The sequence below is a fragment of the Candidatus Poriferisodalis multihospitum genome, assembly GCF_028283155.1.
In the GTDB taxonomy this organism is placed as follows: Bacteria; Actinomycetota; Acidimicrobiia; order Acidimicrobiales; family Poriferisodalaceae; genus Poriferisodalis; species Poriferisodalis multihospitum.
Map to the genome: position 1 here is coordinate 1 of NZ_JAPYOK010000113.1, position 19,397 is coordinate 19,397.

A 19,397-nucleotide genomic window follows, 5' to 3' on the forward strand; every position below is an offset into this window, starting at 1 on the left:
TCCGAGACGGAGCCAGCAGAGGGTGATCCGGAGCCCATCGAGAGGCGCTCGGTCTGGCACGGCCCGTTCGGCTGGTGCGACACACCGGTGTTCGACGGCGAAGTACTGCGGCGCGGCCACACGATCATGGGACCGGCACTCGTCGAGGAGCTGACCACGACGGTTGTTGCACGACCGGGTGACCGCCTGTGGGTTGATGCGAACGGTGACCTGTTCATCGATCTGGCACCCACCGACGAAACCGAGAGTGCCTCAGGGTCGGGCGATGCGTCCGTCTCCCGCAGCGTCCAATCCGGCCGGGTTCGCAGCGCTTCGAATGGGGTCGAGCTTGACCCGATCGTGCTCGCGGTCATGCAGAACCGACTCGACCAGATCAGCAAGCACATGGGCTGGGTGATGACGCGTACCGCGCGCAGCACGATCTTCAGCCAGAGCCACGATTTCTCGTGCTATGTGACGACGCCCGACGGGACGCTGGTGGCCAATGCCGACGGCATCCCCATCCACACCGGCGGCGGCGGATTTGCCGTGCGTGCGTTGTTGAAGCGCTACGAAGGACGCATCAACCCGGAGGATGTCTTCCTACTGTCGGACCCCTACGTGGCGGGCGGCAACCACCTGCCCGACTGGGTCATCGCCAGGCCAGTGTTCACGGCTGAGGAGAGCAGCGAGCCCACGCTCGTCGGCTTCTGCTGCAATCGTGCCCACCAGTCCGACATCGGCGGCGGGCTCGCCGGCACCTACAACCCCGAGGCGACCGAGATCTGGCAAGAGGGCATCCGGCTGCCGGTCATGAAGCTGATCGAGGCCGGCAAGGTCCGCGACGACCTGTGGGAGCTGCTGCTCATCAACTGCCGGACGCCCGAACTGCTCGACGGCGATCTGCTGGCGATGCTGGGCTCCACACGCATCGGTGCCGAGCGGGTCCTCGGCCTGGTGGCCGAACTTGGCGTCGAGCCCTACCTGGCCTACCTCGACGGCGTGCTCACCCACGGCGAGCGACGCATGCGCGCAGCCATCACCGAGCTGCCCGACGGCGCCTATTACGGCGAGGATCGCACCGACAACGACTGCTTCGGTCCGGCCGACATCGCCGTGCGCGTGCACCTGAGCGTCGACGGTGACGAGATGACGCTCGACTTCACCGGCACCGATCCGCAGATCGACGGCTTCAAGAACAGCTCGCTGGCCAACACCTACTCCTCGGTGTTCCTGGCCGTGTCGTCATTCTTCGACACATCGATCCCGCGCAACGAGGGCACCTACCGGCCGCTGACGATCATCGCCCCCGAGGGCAGCATCGTGAACGCCCTGCCGCCGGCGCCGATGACGATGAACACGGTTTTCGTGGCCCACGAGATCGTGATCGCCGTATGGCAGGCGCTCGCGCACGCCGACCCCGACCGGGCCTGTGCCGCATGGTCCAAGACCATGCACGGCCATGTCGCCGGGCGCCGCGACGACGGCACCACCTGGGTGATGTACCAGTGGCACGCGATGGCCACGCCCGGCGCCACCGCCGAGCGTGACGGCTTCCCGCAGATGGGGCACCTCATCACGCTCGGCGGCCTCGACCTGCCGAACCTGGAGTTCCACGAACAGATGTATCCCGTCCGGTATGTCCGCCACGAGCAGCGCTGCGACAACGCCGGCCCGGGGCAGCGGCGCGGCGGCACCGGCGTGCGGTACGAGGCCGACATTCTGGAGCCCGCCATCTGGTCGTTCCGGGCCGAGGGGCTGGACACGCCGACCGGGCACGGTGTGCGCGGCGGCGGCACTGGTGGCGTCGGCTTGGAGTGGATCGTCCCCGTCGACGCGGAGCACGACGGCCCGACGTTCGTGCCGCCCAAGTACGGCGTGAAGCGGATGGGTCCCGCACGCATGATCGCCGACACGCCCGGCGGGGGCGGCTGGGGCGACGCGTTCGAGCGCGAGCCCGACGCCGTGCTGCGAGACGTGATGGACGACGTCGTCAGCGTCGAGGGCGCCCGCCGCGACTACGGCGTAGTCATCGGCGACGACGGTCGATCCGTCGACTTCGAAGCGACCTCCCGGCTGCGCGCAGCCGACCGAACCGCTGCGCCGACCGGCTGAGCCCCCGCCCGAGACCCGAACAGGGAGACGCTGTCCATGACGCTCGTGCTCGTTCACGGCAACCCCGAGACGACCGCCATCTGGGACCCGATGCGCGCCGCCCTCGAGCGCCACGGCATTGGTCCCGACGATGTCGTGGCGCTGTCGCCCCCCGGCTTCGGCGTGCCGTCACCCGACGGCTTCGGCGCCACCATGAACGAGTACCGGGACTGGCTCGCGGCTGAGCTGGAGGGGCTGCTCGCGGCAGGCACCGAGCACGTGGACCTGCTGGGGCACGACTGGGGCGGCGGTCATGTCATGCGCATCGCCATGGAGCGACCGGATCTGATCCGGTCGTGGTGCACCGACGTCATCGGCCTGTTCGACGCGGACTACGTCTGGCACGACGCGGCGCAGCTCTGGCAAACGCCCGACGGCGACGCATCCATAGCGCGCATGATCAGCCGTCCCGACCCCGAGCGAATCGCGTTCTACGCCGGCCTCGGCATGGGACCCGAGGTGGCCCAATCCGTCGTGCCGCACATCAACGCCGACATGGGCCGGTGCATCCTGGCGCTGTACCGCGACGCTGCCCAGCCCGCCATGGCCGATCTCGGCTTCAACATCGCCGCAGCCGGCCAGCGGCCCGGCCTGTGCATTTTGGCGGCCGGCGACCACTTCACCGGCGGCGGTGTCATGCACCGCCGCATCGCCACCCGCGCCGGCGCCAGAGTCACGGAGTTGCTCGACGTCGGCCATTGGTGGATGTGCGAGAACCCGGGCCTCGCGGCGCACACTGTGGCGAACTGGCTGGCATCGCTCGACAGAACTGGGGCGGCGTCAGCCGGGGCCTGATCGAACTGCCCTGCAGCACGTCTTGCGGCGCACAGCGCCTGCCGAGCATTGGGCTACTGTCGCGGCTGATGCCGGGCCGACCGCGGCCGGGCACGCCGTTCTGAACGCAATCCGGCACCCTGCGCGGGGTGCCCGCCACAAGGGGGCAAGCGATGGCCGCATCGGGTTCGATCCTGGGGAATCCTGTTCAGCGCAAGGAAGATCCTGGGCTGCTGACCGGGGCGAATCACTACGTGGACGACCTCGACGTCGACGCGGCGCGGGTCGCCTTCGTGCGATCGCCGGAGGCCCACGCCGAGATCACCTCCATCGACACCTCCGACGCCTCGTCCATGCCGGGCGTCGTGGCGGTGTACACCGCGGAGAACCTGCCGATGGATGCCTTCCAAGGCTTCCCGATGATGCCGCCGGATTTCAACCGGCCGCCATTGGCAGCAGGCCGCGTGCGCTTCGTCGGCGACATGGTGGCCGCCGTGGTGGCGGAAACCCAGGCGCAGGCGAACGATGCCGCCGAGGCCGTGTACGTCGAGTACAGCCCGCTGCCGGTTGTCTCGGACTTCGAGCGAGCTGCAGATCCCGACTCGCCCGTCGTGTGGGACGGGCAGCCGTCCAACGTGTGCTTCCCCTTCGCCATCCCGGGCCCAGATGAGGAGACCGGCGAGCGGCCGGGAGTTGATGCTCTCGCAGGCGCCGACCAGGTCGTCTCGGAGCGCATCGTCACCCAGCGCTTGGCCGGTGCCCCGATGGAGGCCAACGGGTGCGTAGCCGTCCCCGGCGATGACGGCAGCATGACCATGCACCTGTCGGTGCAGAATGCCCACTCCCAGCATGAGGCGCTCGCCCCGGCACTCGGCCTGGAGCCCGATCAGCTGCGCGTGACCGCACCGTGGGTGGGCGGCGGCTTCGGCCCGAAGGCCGCGGTGTACCCCGAGTACATCGTGGTGGGCAAGGCGGCCCAGGAGCTGGGCCGTCCCGCCAGGTGGACCGAGAACCGCACCGAGAACATGCTGTCGATGGTGCAGGGCCGCGCCATGGTGATGAACGTCGAAATGGGCGTGCGCAACGACGGCAGCATCGTGGGCCTGAAGGCGAACGTGATTGCCGACGCCGGCGCGTACCCCATCATCGGCGCGATCCTGCCGATGCTGACCGGCATGCTCAGCCAGGCCGTGTACGACATCCCCGTCATCGACTTCGTCTCGCAGACGGTCATCACCAACACCACGCCAATCGGCGCGTACCGCGGCGCCGGGCGTCCAGAGGCGACCCAGATGGTGGAGCGCATCCTGGACAAGGCCGCTGCCGCGATCGGCATGGACCCGGCCGAGATCCGGCGCAAGAACTACCTGCAGCCCGACGCCTTCCCGACCGCCCTGCAGACGGGCGTCAGCTACGACTCCGGCGAGTACGAGCAGGCCCTCGACGCCGTGCTCGAAGCATCCGGCTATGCCGATCTGCGAGCCGAGCAGCAGGCTCGGCGCGACTCCGGTGATTCGAGGCTGCTGGGCATCGGCGTGTCGTCCTACGTGGAGATCACCGCTCCGGTGGGGCTGCACGTGGAATACGGCAGCACTGAGGTGCACGAAGACGGCACGGCCACCATCCGGGTGGGTACGTCCAGCCACGGTCAGGGCCACGACACGGCGTTCAGCCAAATCGTCGAGGGAGTGCTGGGCATTCCCATGGAGCAGGTCACCCACCTCGACGCCGACACGGCCGAGGTGCCATCGGGTGCGGGCACGCTGGGCTCTCGCTCGCTGCAGACGGCCGGCTCGGCGGTGTACCTGTCGAGCCAGGCAGTGCTGGAGAAGGGCAAGCAGCTCGCCGCACACCTGCTCGAGGCATCTGCTGACGACATCGTGGTGGCCGAAGGCGGGCTTGCCGTTGCCGGCGTGCCGACCAGCTCGGTGAGCTGGGCCGACATCGCGCAGCTGGCCAACGACGACAGCGCCCGCCCGTCCGGTCTCGAGGCAGGCCTGATGGCCGAGGAGAACTTCGACGGGACCGATTCCACGTTCCCGTTCGGCTCCCATGTGGCCGTCGTCGAAGTCGACCGCGACACCGGCGAGGTCGAACTGGTGCGCCACGTGGCGGTCGACGACTGCGGCACCATCATGAATCCGCTCATCGTGAACGGCCAGCAGCACGGCGGCATTGCCCAAGGCATCGCGCAGGCGCTGTACGAGCACGTCGAGTACGACGGCGACGGCCAGCCCCGCAACCCGAGCCTCGGCGACTACTTGGTGCCGTCGGCGGCGGAACTGCCGAGCTTCGAGGTGTCCAACACCGAGACCGCCAGCCCGCGCAACCCGCTGGGCGCCAAGGGCATCGGCGAGTCGGGCACGATCGGCTCCACGCCGGCAGTGCACAACGCGGTGTGCGATGCGGTGGCCCACCTGGGCATCGGCCACATCGACATGCCCTGCAGCCCGCAGAATGTCTGGCGGGCACTGCAGAACGCCTGACCCCGCGCAGTGCCCCTGGGGGCATTAGCGATTGATCGGCCTCGCTGCACGTGCGGGATCGTCCTAAGCCCGTCCGTTAGGTTGCCGTGATGCTCTCGTGGAACGAGATCAGGGTGCGTGCTGCCCGGTTCGCTGCGGAGTGGGCGGATGCTTCGTCTGAGACGAGCGAAACGCAGAGCTTCTACGACGCATTCTTCGATGTGTTTGGCAAGCGTCGGCGTGATGTCGCCCGCTACGAGGAGCACGTCAAGAAGCTGGATGACTCGCACGGCTTCATCGACTTGTTCTGGCCCGGGGTGCTGCTGGTGGAGCAAAAGAGCGCGGGGCGCAGCCTGACTGCCGCTGCCGAGCAGGCGGGTATCTACTTCGATGCCATACCTGAGCGTGAGCGGCCGCGCTACCAACTCTTGTGCGATTTCAAGACGTTCGAACTGCTCGACCGCGACACGCGTGAGGAGATCCGGTTCCCGCTGGCCGAGCTACCCGATCAGGTCGAGAATTTCGCGTTCATTGTCGGTCAGCGGCGCCGGGCACTGCGGGAAGAGGACCCGGTCAACATCGAGGCCTCCGAGTTGATGGGCCGGCTACACGACGCACTCGATGAATCCGGTTACCAGGGCGACGATCTCGAGCGGTTCTTGGTACGCATGGTGTTCTGCATGTTCGCCGACGACTCGGGGATCTTCCCCCGTCAGGACATGTTTCTGCATCTGGTGGAGGACCGCACCTCAGTCGACGGTTCTGATCTAGGTCTGTGGCTCACGCGGCTGTTCGAAGTGCTGAACAAGCCGGCTGATCAGCGGCAGCGCAAGCTGGACGAGGACATGGCCAAGTTCCCTTACGTGAACGGTGAACTGTTCGCTGAGCGGCTGGAGACCCCTGACTTCGACAGCGAGATGCGCGCGGCGCTGCTAGACGCATGCCGGTTCAACTGGTCCAAGACGTCGCCGGCGATCTTCGGCGCGCTGTTCCAGTCCGTGATGGAGCCGATCGAGCGCCGTTCCCAAGGTGCCCACTACACTACCGAGCAGAACATCCTTCGGGTGATCGAACCGCTGTTCCTTGACGACCTGCGAGCAGAGTTTGACACCCTCGTAACCAAGCACAGCGGTGAAGCGGTAGCCGAGCTCTACCGATTCCGGAATCGCCTCGGCGAGCTGCGATTCTTCGATCCGGCATGCGGATGCGGCAACTTTCTGATCATCGCCTACCGAGAGCTACGCCTACTTGAGATCGACATTCTTGATGAGATCGCGGCGCGTACCCGTGCGTCGGCCCAGCAGGTGATGCCATTCGAAGTGAAATCGGTGATCGACGTCGACCAGTTCTACGGCATCGAGATCAGCGAATTCCCGGCGCGCATCGCCGCCACCTCGTTGTGGATGATGGATCATCTCATGAACCGGGAACTCGCCGACACCTTCGGCGAGCCGTATGTGCGTATCCCGCTTGAGAAGTCGCCCCACATCGAAGTCGACGACGCACTGGAGCTCGACTGGGCGACATTCCTGCCGCCCGAGGAGTGCTCCTATGTGTTCGGCAACCCACCCTTCATCGGTGCCAAGTATCAGAGCATCGAGCAGCGAGCGCAGGTACACCGCGTCGCCCAACTCGGCGGCAGCGGCGGGACACTCGACTACGTCACCGCATGGTTCATACGCGCCGCCGAATACGTCCGCCAAACCGACACCGCGGCAGGCCTCGGACAGCGGCCTCCGCGGATCGGGTTCGTCGCGACCAACTCGATCACCCAAGGCGAACAGGTCGCCCAGTTCTGGCCGATCATCCTCGAGCGTCACGATCTTGAGATCTCATACGCGCATCAAACCTTCGCGTGGGGCTCCGATGCGCGCGGCAAGGCACACGTCCACGTAGTGATCCTCGGCCTCGACCCCGCCGAGCACGTCCCGACGGACCGCCCGTTGTACACCTACCCCGATATCAACAGCGAGCCCCTCGTCGGCACCTGCAAGGCCATCACGCCCTACCTGCTCGACGGCACAAGACTCAAAGACCCGCATCGCCTCGTCAAGTCGGCGAGCCAGCCAATCAACGGCATGCCTCGCCTCAGAATCGGATCAAAGCCGATCGACAACGGCCACTACATCTTTGACAGCGAAGAAAGAGCCCTATTCCTTGACCTGGAGCCGAGTGCTGAGAAGTACTTGAGGCCCTACGTCGGTGCGCGCGAGTATCTCCAAGGCGGTGACCGATGGATTCTCGCCCTGCACGAAGCCTCACCTAAGGACCTATCTGCGTCGCCGCTTGTCAGAGAGCGCATCGCGGCCGTGCGCGACTATCGACGTAGCAGCACGAGCAAGCCGACCCAGCAGCTGGCCGAGACACCACGGCTCTGGCACGTGAACGTCATCCCTCACGAGCCATACCTGGTGCTACCGGAGGTGAGCTCCGAGCGGCGTGAGTACGTGCCCATCGGCTGGCTCGAACCACCGATCATCCCCAGCAACCTGGTCAAAGTTCTCATGGAGGCATCGCTCGCCCAGCTCGGCCTGTTGATGTCGGCGATGCACATGACGTGGCTGCGCGCAGTCGCTGGGCGGATGAAGAGCGACTACCGCTACTCCGTCGGAGTCGTCTACAACACCTTCCCCGTACCCCAAGGCTTCAGCGACGGCGGCGTATCAGCGAAGCTCGACGCTCCCGCCCAAGCCGTGCTCGACGCGCGCGCAGCACATCCCGACGCAGCCCTCGCCGAACTCTACGACCCCGACCTCATGCCGACCGACTTGCGAAAGGCACACCGGGACCTCGACCGCGCCGTCGACCGCCTCTACCGCTCCCGGCCCACCTTCAAGTCAGAATCCGAGCGCCTTCAGCACCTCTTCGGCCTCTACGAACAAATGACAGGCACCCTCCGCCCCTGACGACAGACTTCGCGCTGCATCCGCCGTCAAGATTCGACGCCCTCGAGCACGAACGCGGAGAAGTTCAAGAAGGACATCGCCTTGAGGCTGCATTCCTCGGTGCCGAAGTCAACGCTCTCGCCGTGCAGCACCTGGTGTCGGTTCAACTCTGAGAACCCATCGGGTCTATTGCCAGCGCTCAAGACGAGCGGCCAGCCATCCCACATCAACCCCATGAGTAGCTCGCGCAAGACCCCCTCTCGAAGCTGCTCACGAATGTCTCCAGCGTTGGCGATGACCTTGGTGCTGTAGATGCTCTTGCCGATCGCTTCCTGGCAGATCCCGTCTGCTTGCGTCAGAAACAGCACCACCGACGAGTGGTATTGCCCTTGCCGATGCGCTTCAAACGCTTCGCGCAGGATGCTCTCGCGGTGCGGTACCTGCTGAATCAGTCTCGCTTCAATCTCAGGAGCGTCCTTGCGGAACATCTCCAAGCCGATCTGACGCGCTGACTCGGTCTGCTCAGTATCGGGATCTTCAAGCGCCTGCGCCCAGAAACTGAGTTGCATCAGAGACTTGTCGGACGGCGGGTACCAGCCGTGCCGAGCCAACGCTCGGACCACCTCTGGGTCGAGCATCTGCGCACGAGCAAGCGAGTCCTCGCTCTCAGCGATGTCGTCAATCACCGCAATCTTGATGACCTGAACCGCTTCCAGCGTCTGGCGTATGGCCTCTGGGTGTTCCTCGAACCATCGGCTGATTCGCTTCAAACCCATCGCAAGGCCGTCGGCGAGCCCTTGAAGTGGATCAGTCATCACGTCTGCCGCGCGCGCAGCAGGACCGCGTCATGCCGCTCCGTCTCGCGTGGACCAGCCGAGGCTCCATTGGTCGGCGAACGCCATCGCGCCGACTGGTCACTGCAGGCCCCTCCGGAGCAACGGCACGGCGTGAGCATCCGCCTGTCGCCGACGGTTCGAGAGTCTTCGGAACGAACCTTGGTCCATCCCTCCGTAGCTGAGTTCGTCACTTGCTCGAGTTCCTGGTGCTCTTGGTCCCCGCGTGGCCGAATGCCCAGGCCACGATGTCGTCGACAACCCAGCCGACAGCGCCACGAATGCGAGTCGCGTAGAGCGAGTGCCGGCCATGCTGGTCCGTGGTCCGCATAGGCCACTCCCTACGAAGCAGGCACGACGCATACACCGCCGCGACAACGACCACGCGGATTGCCTTGGGCACCGCATACGCGACGGCCAGTACCAAAGCCGACCACTGGAGCCAGATCGGAATGTCGATGGTGATCACTTTCCTTCTCCTTGCGCCCTGCGACCCAAGCAAGCGCCGCGCGATGCCATGTTGCCGCAAAGGTCTCACCGTTCGGTGGTTGTCTTGGCAGGATGGGCTGTCTGTGGAGACCGGAAGCTGAAGGGGGCCGGTTCGTTGCGCCTACGCCCACCCGGACGCGCCAGTTCGCTCAGGTGTGCCAGAGCGGTAGCGCCCGCTGGCTGCCGCCGTCGTCAAGCGGGCGAGTCCAGCCACGGCCGATAGAGCGATCTGTCGTAGCGAGCCGCGCTCAGCAGGTCTTCCATCTCGACGATGAGCGCCTCGTGCATGTCCGAGTCGGCTTCGAGCAGGGAGTCGACGTCCTTGCGGCTCGCCGTGCGTCTGACGATGCGCTTCGCAGTCTTGCATTCGTCGAACGGCTGAGGCGGGGTCGGAGACAGCGCATTCTCGGGGCGTGGGAAGATCGGCTCGCACCGCAGCGCTATCGAGACGAGATCCTCGCATGGAGCGCTCTGATCCACCCGATAGCCGAGGGTGCTGGCCAGCACCACTTGGCTGCTTCTTGAAACCTGGACGAGCTTCGCGAGCCACTTGCCCAAGGCGACGATCATGAGCTTGAGGTAGTCCTCGTCGCTGCAAGAAGAGGCATCGATGGTCGCTGCATCGACGCCCAGGTGCTGTTGGCACTCCTCGGCAAAGCCGTCGCAGTTGCATGCGTTGTCGTGGAATCGCTGGAGAAGCGCCGCTTCGGCGTCGGCGTCGAACATGTTCGGGCGGATTCGAGTAGTGATGAGCAGCAGCCAAGGCGTCAAGCTGTGGCCTTGCAAGGCCGTCACTTGGCCGAGGGCGTCATAGATCGACTGCTGCATCGCCGGAGAATCGGATGCCAATCCGTCGCACAGGTCGACGTTCACGACGTCGAACGGCCCGAGCGCGCTTGCGCGCTTCCAGGCAATCGAGGACTCGTCCGCAAGGCGCCGGAAGTTGTCGCGGATCACGGCCGAGTGCTCCTCGACGACATGCGGCAGTCGGCTCACCTCATAGAGCGCTACGTCGAGTTCGCTTCGGGCTGGACTGTCCGAACGCGCATCTGAATTGAGTCCGAGGAAGATCAGCGGCCGATGATCCGGTTGGCACACTTGGTCGTGCAGGTATCTCAGGTCGATGAGGTCCGTGCCCGGCAGACCGAGGTAGCGGACCGGAGCGTCCGCTGGTCGGTCGGCGTAGATGCGCTTGATCTGTGCGGCCCATTGTTCGCGTCGAACGAACTGCTTCCTGGGCCGGTGCCACGGCTTGAACTCCCTTTCCTCCAGTTCGGCCATCTCGTAGCCGAGATCGCCGAATATGCCCGCGACAAGTTCATCGTTGTCGCCCGAAGCGTCACTCACTGCGCCGACGCCCCAAGAATCTCGCGAATGCCGGCCAGAAGACGTTCCTGCTGCTGCTCTGAGAGGCTGTCGAGCAACTCGAATGCCGCGAGCAGCTGCACCAGTGCCTCCATCTGCCTTTCAGCCGTCGTCTCCGCGGCTGTAGGTCGGGCAGGCTTCTCACCGAGAATCGGCTGGCGCCGGAATCGGTAGGTGCCCGGCTCAGCGAACAACGACTCGTCGGGATCTTCGTCGAATACGACATGGGGAGGCTCTGCGCCGGGATCGTCTGACTCCTCACGCCATGCCCTGCGAGCAACCTCTGACAAGGCGGCCTGTTTCTTCGCTGCCGTGCTGGCTCGACGCCCTGCGAGGATCTCAGCAGCGATGCTCTTCTGCGCAGTTGCGACGCGGCGCAGCGCCGCGTGCAGCCACTGAGTGATGTACACGACATGCGGGTGCGCGAAGTTGAACGATTCTCGGTCAATGTTCAGTGCAGCTTCGAGGCCTTGGGAGACAAAGATCTCGCAGGTGATCTGCCGCAGTCGGGTCTGTTCGGACACCTGGTAACGCATGAACGTCGGGTCGAACAGCGTCCCGCTGGAGCCGTGCACTCGGGCCAGCACACCTTGGTGCTCGGTGGGCGCCACCTTCGGTGTCCAGATCAGGTACGCCTCGAACTCAAGCGGTCCTCCGGACAGCTCATGACGGATGCCCTTGAACTCCTCGCGGCAACGACCCACAAACAAGATTGGCTTGCGCACAGCGTGGGTCGTCTGCGGCAGGTCCGCGAACTTGAGGGGACGAGCGAGACGAAGATCGTCGACGTGGACGGCGAAGTCATCGCCGACACTGGCACCGTGCCCGATCGAACGCGTCCCGAGAATCGTTTCGCCCTCGGCAAGCTCGAATCGCTGGGCGGCTGCTCTGGTGGCCTTCGGGATCTCGTAGAGGTACATCCCATCGCCAATGGCCAGCTCGAAAGGACTCCCGCGCACGTAGCGCGCCGGTATGGACAGGCTGAGCTGCCAGACCATGCGCAGGTAGTAGTCGAAGATGTTGCCGAGCCGCGGATTCGCAGATTTGCCCTCGACCTGAGCCCATACGGCGTCGACCAGCTTCTCGAAAGCGATGTCGGGCTCATCGCCGGACGTCCACGGGAGGTTGTCGTGCGAGCCCGTATCGCCCTCGAAGCTGGATGGATCATCGTGCTTGACTCGCCCGATGTGGAACACCGGGGGTTCAACCGATCGCGATTCCTCCGGGTCCAGCGACGGATCCGCGTCGACGACCGCCCACACTTCGTTGCTGCGAAGCGCGTCGCGGGTCTGAGGCCGGATGTCGGTCAGCGTGATCGTCGTGCCGTGTGCGTCCAGGTCCGAAGTCGGCTCGCGCCAGACCTTCACGAGGCCTGCTTCGTAGTTGCCTTCGTCGTCGGTTTCTGCTGGGCCGTGGTCGGAGTACTGGCGAAGCACGACGGAGGCCACGGTAAGCGCATCGTCGCCCCGGATCTTGGTGACCAGGTGAAACCGGTTGGTGAGCTGGCTCACCGAGAACAAGCCGATCCCGATCTTGCCAATCAGCCGTCGACCGTTTGGACTCTGCAGGGGATCGTCCTGGTCGGTGATTCCCAGGTCGGCGCCATCCGACGATCTCTTCGCGCTCCCACCGATGTGACGAAGCAGGTACGCGAGCGCATCAGGCGTCATGCCGTTGCCGTCGTCTTCGATTGTCAGCGTCTCGAATCGCGGCCGATCGGTCTTGATGATCACACGGGTCGCGTCGGCGTCGTAGGCGTTCGACACCAGTTCTCGAATGGCCGACCCTGGCTGCCGATAAATCCCATCCGTGACACGGGCCAAGACGCGCTCATCGGTCGTCAGGCGCGCGCTGACCGGCTCTTCTCGAGTGCTGGCCCTGATGTCGGCCGTCAGTTGGGCATCAGTCGCCGCCTGAGTGCCCGGCTTGGCGCTCACACCGCCTCCAACGACTTCAACAGCTGCCGAGCGAGAGCCTTGGAGAGCGCGGGAGGCACGGCGTTCGCCACCTGCAGGGGCTGTACTGAGCGCGGACCACAGAAGAAGTAGTCGTCGGGAAAGCCCTGAATGCGGGCCGCCTCACGAACGGTGATCGTGCGGTTCTGATCGGGATGCACGGGCAGCGCACGGTGGCCAGCCACCAACGTGCGCGCTACGTCGCTCTCGAGCCGACGGTAAGAGATCGGGCCGCCGCCAGCCGGTATCGCATTGATCTTCGCGACCACCCTCGGCGAATGCGCCATCGCTTGTGAGTTCAGCACAACTCGCCCATCCGGTAGCCGTAGCCGTTCGGCTCCCTCGCCAGACGCGAGAGGTGGCAGGTCTTCCAGACGCTCTGCCAGTGAAGGCGTTCGCCACAGCGACGGACCGACGACGTCGGTGCCATGCGGCGCGTGTGTCGGAACCGGGGGTTCAGGCAATTCAATCCCAGCCTTGACCCCGACGAAGAAGAGCCGCTGACGATTCTGCGGCACGCCAAAGTCGGACGCTCGGAGGGCGATGGGCTGCTTCCACGTCCGATAGCCGCAGCGACGCAGCGACGCTGTGATTTTGTCGGTGTAGGCAACGCCGTTCACACGGCGCAGCCCGGGAACGTTCTCGATTACCACCGACCGCGCACCAAGTCGGCGAGCAAGGCGTCCCACATGCCGAAAGAGCAGGTTGCGCCGGTCGTCGGCGTCGCGTGATCCCGCCGCTGAGTAGCCCTGGCACGGCGGCCCGGCGATCACCGCGGACGGCGCGGCCACGGCAGGTAGCCACGCTTGCAGCCTCTCTGCCGTGACATCCTCGACCGAGGCTTCGAGCACCGGCACACCGGGATGGTTCAGACGATAGGTCTGCGCTGCGTCCCTATCGATCTCGACAGCCGCCACAATGGTGAAGCCAGCCCAACTGAACCCCAACCCGAGAGCACCGGCACCACCGAAGAGATCAACCGTCGTAGCGCTCCCTTCTTGAGACATGACGCGGCTGCGACCTGTCTCACAGAACGAGATGAGCGGACAACTTGCGCAGCGCGGCTCGGGGTCGGCGCAGACCACGCGGCTATGGATCATCAAGTGCCGTGCCAAGCCGGAGCGGTCCTTCTTCGGCACCGAATCCACGAACGCGCCAACCTCACTGCCGGTGGGGTGATGGCTGATCGTGCCGAGACGGCCCAGCATTCGGCTCACTTGTACGTCGGCGGCGATGCTGCACTCGCATAGCGGCGCACAGGAGGTCTGACCGTCTCCCGTCCGATCGGTATCGAATGACACCGAAGACGTGCCCTTCGCGCCGTGATCTTCGCCACCGGCGATGGCGATGCCGTGAGAACCGGCTCGATGGCCGACGCCGCGCCCATCCTCACAGTCCGCGTATGTCACCGCAAGAAGCTCGGCCATCCGCGCCGCGACCGAGCTCGTCGACATCGCGCCCAATGCGGCCGGCTCAGATCGCGCGTTCATGGGCGACGCATCCCAGCACATGAGATGTCGATCTGATGAGGCATCACGATCTCCACGACACCAATCCGCGTCACCCTATTGGCGCTCCTCGCCGGTGGGTTCCCGTTCTTCAATGGATGCCCATGTTCTCAGAGGGGTGTGACCGAATCAGAACGCCTCGCTCTGTCGCATGGCATGGGGCACCCAACAGGCTTCGGCACCCCGTAGAACGGCTCAGGCCACGGCGGCGGTTGTGATGCGTATTCCAGTCCGGCGACGGCGGTGCTCGGACGGGATGCCGACGAATTCGCGGTCGAACCAGACGCGGTGGTAGGCGCACGCGGCGGGGGCATCAGCGACGGTCTGCTCCCAGATGAAGCCCTCCATGACGCAGTTTCGGCCCCAGGCGATGTCGACCTCCGATCGGTGGTCGAACACCCACGCCGGCACCGGGACGCGGTCGCAAAGCGCGTGGACTACCGCGGCGATGCGGCACAGGTCGTCGGCGTCGTCGCCCGTCGGGGCGTCGGCGATCATGGCGCGGCGTTCATCGGGCCACGCATCCCACTCACGGACGAAGGACACCAGCGGCACGTGCTCCCGCTTGGTCCGCTCGGCCATCGCCGGAGGCAGGTCGTCCGCCCGCATTCGTCGATAGACGGGCTTCTCTGCACGCTCTTGGCGCTGAGGCCGAATCCGAACCGGCATCCCTCACCCCCCGCCGCCGCAATCGTACCGTCGCTCCCCGCCGCGCCTCCCCCAAGCACGCTCGGGGCCGAGGGTGGTGACGGGCACTACGGCGACCCCGTCGAGACGGTCATATGCGTACCCGAAGGCCGTCACCACGACGAACGACTCGAACAGCAGCACTGGAGTGCAATAGAGCGGATCAACGAAATGCAACAGATGCAGCCATCTATCTGCAATGGACTTGATCGCTACTGTGCAATTCCGGCGCAGAGCGCTACGGCCGCCGAGACGCTGGCATCTGGCACCCGCTTGTGGTGTGGCGCGCCTTCCCGGACGAAGCGCCGGGCAATGACCTAGCCTCTGTGCTCGCACACCCAGCGTGACCGGCTCTGCAGACGGGTTCGGCGCGCCCTGCGAGGGGACACCACATGAGTACTGATGCGGCGACCGACCCGGTCATCGTTGCAACCACCCGCAGCCCGATCGGGCGAGCCTTCAAGGGTTCGCTGACCGAGATGCGGCCCGACGACATGACGGCGCAGATCGTCACCAAGCTGCTCGACAAGGTGCCCGAGCTGCCCCACGGCGAGATCGAGGATCTCATGCTGGGCTGCGGCCAGCCCGGCGGCGAGGCCGGCTTCAACATCGCGCGTGCCGCGGCCATCCTGGCCGGCCTCGACGACGTGCCCGGCACCACCGTCAATCGCTACTGCTCGTCCTCGCTGCAGACCATCCGCATGGCGGCGCACGCCATCCGTGCCGGCGAGGGCGATGCCTTCATCGCCGCCGGCGTCGAGTGCGTGAGCCGCTACGACAAGGGCAACTCCGACAGCCTGCCCGGCACCACAAACCCCAAGTTCAAGGCCGCAGGCGAGCGCACCAAGGTGCGCGGCGAAGGCGGTCACGGCGACTGGACACCGCCGGTCGGCCTACCTGACCTGTACATCGCCATGGGCTTCACCGCCGAGAACGTGGCCGAGCACAAGGGCGTGAGCCGCCAGGCCATGGACGAGTACGGCGTGATGAGCCAGAACAAGGCCGAGGACGCCATCGGGCGCGGCTTTTTTGAGATGGACATCACCCCGCTGGAGCTGCCTGACGGCAGTGTGGTCAGCACCGACGACGGTCCGCGTGCTGGCGTCACCTACGAAGCCGTTTCGCAGCTGAAGCCTGCATTCCGCCCCGACGGCCGGGTGACTGCCGGCAATGCTTGCCCGCTGAACGACGGCGCTGCCGCCGTGATGGTGATGAGCCGCAAGCGCGCCGAGGAGCTGGGCATCACGCCGCTGGCGCGCATCATCTCGTCGGCAGTGTCGGCGCTGAACCCCGAGATCATGGGCCTCGGCCCGATCGAGGCCTGCAAGAAGGCGCTGGAGCGCGCGGGCATGACCATGAGCGACATCGACATGGTCGAGATCAACGAGGCCTTCGCTGCCCAGGTGATCCCGTCTGCCGATGAGCTGGGCATCGACATCGTCGACCAGCTGAACCTCAACGGCGGCGCCATCGCACTGGGCCACCCGTTCGGCATGACCGGCGCCCGCATCATGACCACCCTGCTCAACGGCCTCTCCGACCGCGACAAGACCTTCGGGCTCGAGTCGATGTGCGTCGGCGGCGGTCAGGGCATGGCCATGATCGTGGAGCGCCTCAACTAGATCGCTGCTTCAAACCAGCAGCTGAGCCGATAACTGCCGCGCTTCGGGGCGGCGCGTCGGCAACACTGGCCGGGTGAACACGGCTTCGCCGACGGCACCCCGGTCTATCCAGATCGTCCCATCTGTCCTTCCTGCCGACTTCGCGCGCCTCGGCGACGAGTGCGCTGCCTTGGAGGCGGCAGGTGTCGACCGGATCCAGTGGGACGTCATGGACGGCGTCTTCGTGCCGAACCTGACGTTCGGCCCCGATGTGATCGCGGCCTGCCGCCCCCACGCCGGCGTCATGTTCGAGGCGCACCTCATGGTCGCCGACCCCGACCCCATGCTGGGCGCCTACGTCGACGCCGGATGCGAGATGCTGATCGTGCACGCCGAGTCGGTGACGCACCTGCACCGGACGCTCAGCCGGCGCGGACCTGCGTTGCCGTGCGGAGGCTGCGTTCCGGGCGTGATGACCGTGACAGCTCGCCGGCGCTGGCTCCTCGTCGCCGCCGCCGTCGTAGCGATCGCACTTGCCTTGCGACTCACGCTGTGGCGCGACAGCGGTGAACCCTCCGTCGAGGAGTTCTGCGCTGAGTTCGCCCACCTGCTGGTCGTCGATCAGCTCAGCCTGACGGTCAACCCGAATGACGACACGAGCACCCGTGAGGCAATGGATCGCACAGCCCGCCAATTCGCAGATGCCGCAGCGGCGGCGCCGGCAGAGATCCGCTCTGACATGGTTCTGCTGGCCGACTTGACTGCCGCGCTGTCCGAGGCCGTCGCCGAGACCGCTTCACGCGAGACGTTCGACCGCGCCGCTGCCGTGATCGCGGCACAGGACCCGTTCCTCGAGACGCAGGATGCCGCCACCCAACGGGTCGTGGACTACGTGACCCGCAATTGCACTGCTGCGCCTGGGTGAAGCCAGGCGCACGAGCACTGCTGCGCCTGGCTGAACCAGCTAGATCATCTCGCCGCGCTTGACGATCACGTGATCGCACAAGCCGTACGCCTTCGCTTCCTCCGCAGTGAACCAACGATCCCGCTCGGAATCGAGCAGGATCTGCTCCACGTCCTGTCCGCTGTGCAGGGCCGTGCGTTCGGCCATCAGGCGCTTGACGTAGGCCATCTGCTCGGCCTGGATGGCGATGTCTGATGCTTGGCCCCGGACACCGCCGGACGGCTGGTGCATCATCACCCTGGCGTGGGGCAGGCAATAGCGCTTGCCCGGCGCTCCTGCGGTCAGCAGGAACTGCCCCATCGAGGCGCCCAGCCCCAAGCAGACAGTGGCCACGTCGCAGGCCACGAACTGCATGAGATCGATGGAAGATCGGTCATGCGCCGCAGGCTACCGACGGGGCTTTCGAGCCCAGCCTGGTCGATGAGCAGCCGCGTCGACGGGTGAGCCTCCTCGCCGCGCAGCCGCTTGGGCCAGCTGCGGCCACAGGCGCCGCGGCCAAGCTCAGAGTCGCTCGGCCAAGGCCCGCAAGGCGCGACCTCGGTGGCTGATCTGGTTCTTCGCTTCGGCGGACATCTCGGCGAAGGTGAGCGGGGATGCCTCACCGGGAGCGAAGACAGGGTCGTAGCCGAATCCGCCCTCGCCGCCCGGCACTGCGGTGATGCTGCCTTCGACCGCACCCTCGGCGAGAACCTCCCGCCCGTCGCCGAACACCACCGCCACCACCGTGCGGAATCGCGCAGTGCGCTCGTGCGCAGGCACATCCCGCAGGGCTGTCAAGAGCTTGGCCACGTTCGCGGCGGCGTCCTGCCGAGGCCCGGCGAAGCGGGCGCTGTGCACCCCGGGGGCTCCGTCCAGCGCATCGACTTCCAGTCCCGTGTCGTCGGCGATGGCCGGCTCGCCAGCCGCTGCGCACACGAACCGGGCCTTGATCAGCGCGTTGGCCTCCAGCGTCTCGCCGTCTTCGACCACATCGCCCAATCCGGGCGGCCGCGGCACGATCTCGACATCTGGCATCACCGCCTGCAGCACCGCGGCGATTTCGATCGCCTTGTGCGGATTCGCAGAAGCCATCACCAGTCGCATGCCCTCAAGCCCCGTCAGCAACGCGCATCGGGCCCGCCTGCTCAGAGACTCGCGTCGCTGCGCAGCATCAGGCCGGCGGCGTGGCCAGTGCCGTTCGCTGCAGATCGACGATCTCGCTGATGCCCGAACGGGCCAGGGCCAGCATTGCGCTGAGCTGGGCGTCGTCGAACGGTCGTCGATGAGCGGATGCCGGCTGATGGCACCGCTGCTGACCAGACGGGTGCATGCGTCGTGCAACGCCACATAGCCGCCGCAGATCGAAGCGGTGCGCGTTCCCCCGTCAGCCTGCAGCACATCGCAGTCGACCGTGACCTCGCGCTCACCCAGCGCCGCCATGTCGCACACGGCCCGCAACGCCCGCCCGATCAGGCGCTCGATCTCAAGCGTGCGCCCCTTCTGCTTGCCTCGCTTCGATTCCCGGCCGACACGCTCCCCGCTCGAGCCGGGCAGCATCGCATACTCGGCAGTCACCCAGCCGGTCCCCCGGCCGCGCATCCAGCGCGGCACGTCGTCGTCGACCGACACGGTGCACAGCACCCTGGTGCGCCCGAAAGACACCAGCACCGAGCCCGGTGTCTGGTCGGTGAAGTCGCGTTCGAACGTGACGGGCCGCAGGGCGCCCGGCGTCCGGCCGTCGGCGCGCGTCACAACCGGG

Annotated in this window: 13 protein-coding genes and 2 pseudogenes; 6 read left to right on the top strand and 9 right to left on the bottom strand. The window is 66.1% G+C overall.

Translation table 11 applies throughout. The annotated features are described in order from the left end of the window. The 4 genes from VI480_RS13410 to VI480_RS13425 all read left to right on the top strand — a co-directional run. Positions 1-2,094: hydantoinase B/oxoprolinase family protein (locus tag VI480_RS13410; protein ID WP_323673363.1), on the top strand; the 2,094-nt coding region annotated here is incomplete at its 5' end. A gap of 36 nt (positions 2,095-2,130) precedes the next feature. After that, complete coding sequence (locus VI480_RS13415; RefSeq protein WP_323673364.1) at positions 2,131-2,928, top strand: alpha/beta hydrolase; 798 nt, start codon at positions 2,131-2,133, stop codon at positions 2,926-2,928. A gap of 152 nt (positions 2,929-3,080) precedes the next feature. Next, on the top strand, positions 3,081-5,393 hold the full coding sequence (locus VI480_RS13420) for a xanthine dehydrogenase family protein molybdopterin-binding subunit (RefSeq protein WP_323673365.1): 2,313 nt from the start codon (positions 3,081-3,083) through the stop codon (positions 5,391-5,393). Between the two features lie 89 nt (positions 5,394-5,482). Then, positions 5,483-8,278: a DNA methyltransferase gene (locus tag VI480_RS13425; protein WP_323673366.1), complete on the top strand. Its 2,796-nt coding sequence runs from the start codon at positions 5,483-5,485 to the stop codon at positions 8,276-8,278. A gap of 26 nt (positions 8,279-8,304) precedes the next feature. Here the strand turns inward: VI480_RS13425 and VI480_RS13430 are convergent, their stop codons facing one another. The 6 genes from VI480_RS13430 to VI480_RS13455 form a co-directional block, all read right to left on the bottom strand. After that, the gene (locus VI480_RS13430; protein WP_323673367.1) at positions 8,305-9,072 is read right to left on the bottom strand and encodes a hypothetical protein; all 768 of its coding nucleotides are present in this window, start codon (positions 9,070-9,072) and stop codon (positions 8,305-8,307) included. 208 nt (positions 9,073-9,280) lie between these two features. Next, positions 9,281-9,559 (bottom strand): hypothetical protein, encoded by a 279-nt coding sequence (locus VI480_RS13435; protein WP_323673368.1) that lies wholly within the window; start codon positions 9,557-9,559, stop codon positions 9,281-9,283. Positions 9,560-9,771: 212 nt separating this feature from the next. Beyond that, positions 9,772-10,926, bottom strand: coding sequence for a PP_RS20740 family protein (locus tag VI480_RS13440; RefSeq protein WP_323673369.1), 1,155 nt, complete (start codon positions 10,924-10,926; stop codon positions 9,772-9,774). Continuing rightward, positions 10,923-12,881 carry an ATP-binding protein gene (locus tag VI480_RS13445; protein ID WP_323673370.1) on the bottom strand — a complete coding sequence of 653 codons (1,959 nt, stop codon included), beginning with the start codon at positions 12,879-12,881 and terminating at the stop codon, positions 10,923-10,925. Before VI480_RS13445 ends, VI480_RS13440 begins: the two co-directional genes overlap by 4 nt. Next, complete coding sequence (gene dcm / locus VI480_RS13450) at positions 12,878-14,389, bottom strand: DNA (cytosine-5-)-methyltransferase (protein WP_323673371.1); 1,512 nt, start codon at positions 14,387-14,389, stop codon at positions 12,878-12,880. Before dcm ends, VI480_RS13445 begins: the two co-directional genes overlap by 4 nt. Positions 14,390-14,602: 213 nt before the next feature. Further along, positions 14,603-14,989 carry a hypothetical protein gene (locus VI480_RS13455; RefSeq protein WP_323673372.1) on the bottom strand — a complete coding sequence of 129 codons (387 nt, stop codon included), beginning with the start codon at positions 14,987-14,989 and terminating at the stop codon, positions 14,603-14,605. A 497-nt stretch (positions 14,990-15,486) separates the two neighbouring features. Here VI480_RS13455 and VI480_RS13460 point away from each other — a divergent pair, with 497 nt between their 5' ends. Beyond that, the gene (locus VI480_RS13460; RefSeq protein ID WP_323673373.1) at positions 15,487-16,716 is read left to right on the top strand and encodes an acetyl-CoA C-acetyltransferase; all 1,230 of its coding nucleotides are present in this window, start codon (positions 15,487-15,489) and stop codon (positions 16,714-16,716) included. A gap of 73 nt (positions 16,717-16,789) precedes the next feature. After that, entirely contained in the window at positions 16,790-17,620 is an 831-nt protein-coding gene (locus VI480_RS13465) for a hypothetical protein (protein WP_323673374.1), read from the top strand. A gap of 39 nt (positions 17,621-17,659) precedes the next feature. Here the strand turns inward: VI480_RS13465 and VI480_RS13470 are convergent. The 3 genes and pseudogenes from VI480_RS13470 to rph form a co-directional block, all read right to left on the bottom strand. Further along, positions 17,660-18,019, bottom strand: a pseudogene (locus VI480_RS13470) (ClpP family protease); the annotation flags it as partial. Positions 18,020-18,160: 141 nt separating this feature from the next. Then, positions 18,161-18,742 carry an RdgB/HAM1 family non-canonical purine NTP pyrophosphatase gene (gene rdgB, locus VI480_RS15710; protein WP_416246700.1) on the bottom strand — a complete coding sequence of 194 codons (582 nt, stop codon included), beginning with the start codon at positions 18,740-18,742 and terminating at the stop codon, positions 18,161-18,163. A gap of 67 nt (positions 18,743-18,809) precedes the next feature. Beyond that, positions 18,810-19,390 (bottom strand): annotated as a pseudogene (gene rph, locus VI480_RS15715) (ribonuclease PH). Positions 19,391-19,397 lie beyond the last annotated feature (7 nt).

Bases quoted from the DNA above. Each gene is read 5' to 3' on its own strand.
- VI480_RS13415 (WP_323673364.1), top strand. From the start codon at position 2,131: ATGACGCTCGTGCTCGTTCACGGCAACCCCGAGACGACCGCCATCTGG.
- VI480_RS13420 (WP_323673365.1), top strand. From the start codon at position 3,081: ATGGCCGCATCGGGTTCGATCCTGGGGAATCCTGTTCAGCGCAAGGAA.
- VI480_RS13425 (WP_323673366.1), top strand. From the start codon at position 5,483: ATGCTCTCGTGGAACGAGATCAGGGTGCGTGCTGCCCGGTTCGCTGCG.
- VI480_RS13430 (WP_323673367.1), bottom strand. From the start codon at position 9,072: ATGACTGATCCACTTCAAGGGCTCGCCGACGGCCTTGCGATGGGTTTG.
- dcm (WP_323673371.1), bottom strand. From the start codon at position 14,389: ATGAACGCGCGATCTGAGCCGGCCGCATTGGGCGCGATGTCGACGAGC.
- VI480_RS13455 (WP_323673372.1), bottom strand. From the start codon at position 14,989: ATGGCCGAGCGGACCAAGCGGGAGCACGTGCCGCTGGTGTCCTTCGTC.
- VI480_RS13460 (WP_323673373.1), top strand. From the start codon at position 15,487: ATGAGTACTGATGCGGCGACCGACCCGGTCATCGTTGCAACCACCCGC.
- rdgB (WP_416246700.1), bottom strand. From the start codon at position 18,742: ATGCGACTGGTGATGGCTTCTGCGAATCCGCACAAGGCGATCGAAATC.